This is a genomic window from Acinetobacter sp. YH12041, assembly GCF_013419975.1.
Taxonomy (GTDB): Bacteria; Pseudomonadota; Gammaproteobacteria; order Pseudomonadales; family Moraxellaceae; genus Acinetobacter.
Map to the genome: position 1 here is coordinate 1 of NZ_VOZC01000054.1, position 1137 is coordinate 1137.

A 1137-nucleotide genomic window follows, 5' to 3' on the forward strand; every position below is an offset into this window, starting at 1 on the left:
ATTCAAATTTAAGTGACAACTTGGGTGTGAGGTCTACCTAATTCCGTAAATCTATTCAGAACTGCCACACGCGCATGAACTTCATTGACCTGACTTTGAAAATGTCTTGCCGTCAGCTTATCTCCTAATAATTTGATGCAATGCATCTTGGTTTCCACCAAACTGCGGCGATGATAGCCTGACCATTTTTTCCATAGTGTCCTGCCTAAATGTTTAACTGTTCGAAGTAATTCATTTCGCTCTAGCGAGCTAGTCTTTGTATCTTTCCATGGTTTCGCATTTTTTCTAGGTGGAATCACCGCATGCGCTTGCCGATCTGCAATGACCTGACGGCATTGCTTGGTGTCATAAGCTCCATCGGTATAAACAGAGTTAATCTGCTCATCTTGTGGAATCTGATTAAGTAAATCACCAAGCACTTGTGAATCACTCACATTATTTGTAGTGAGTTGAATGGCGCGTATTTGAAGGGTTTCAGCATCTATACCAATATGAAGTTTACGCCATTGGCGACGATATTCAGGTCCATGTTTCTTCCGTTTCCATTCACCTTCACCTAAAAATTTTAAACCCGTAGAGTCGACGAGTAGGTGTAACCCATCACGACTTTTCTGATAGCTTATCGCAATATCAATATGCTTTTGTCTTCTACAAAGCGTACTGTAATCTGGTGCGGTCCAATCCAGGCCGCACAGCTTAATCAAACTTTGAGTAAAGCCGGTGACCATACGTAAAGAAAGACGGAATAGAGATTTGATCATTAAACAGCATTGAATCGCTGTATCGGAATAAGTTTGATTTCGTCCGTGCTTGCCTTGAGGTTGTGCATACCATTGGGCCTTAGGATCAAACCAGATTGAAATATTTCCTCGGTTAATTAAGGCTCGGTTATACGAGGACCAATTGGTTGTACGGTAGATTTTAGGTGCAGGCTTCTTCATCTGGAAATTATATTGCCGAAGAAGCCTTCAAGAATAGCTTTGTGCAACAAAGCCCTTTTTTACATCAGATGATATTTTTAGCGACCAAAGATCAAACTAAATAAGTACCCAACCCCTTCATCTTTCATACCATTAGCAATATGAAAAGCAATAGCTAAACAGATGATGACCGTTCCATAGAAAAATAGGTACGGTG

1 protein-coding gene is annotated in these 1137 nt (G+C 40.7%); it reads right to left on the reverse strand.

Annotated features, from left to right (window positions below; genetic code table 11):
- Window positions 1–8: 8 nt before the first annotated feature.
- On the reverse strand, window positions 9–941 hold the full coding sequence (locus tag FTU00_RS15460) for an IS5 family transposase (RefSeq protein ID WP_180179989.1): 933 nt from the start codon (window positions 939–941) through the stop codon (window positions 9–11).
- Window positions 942–1137 lie beyond the last annotated feature (196 nt).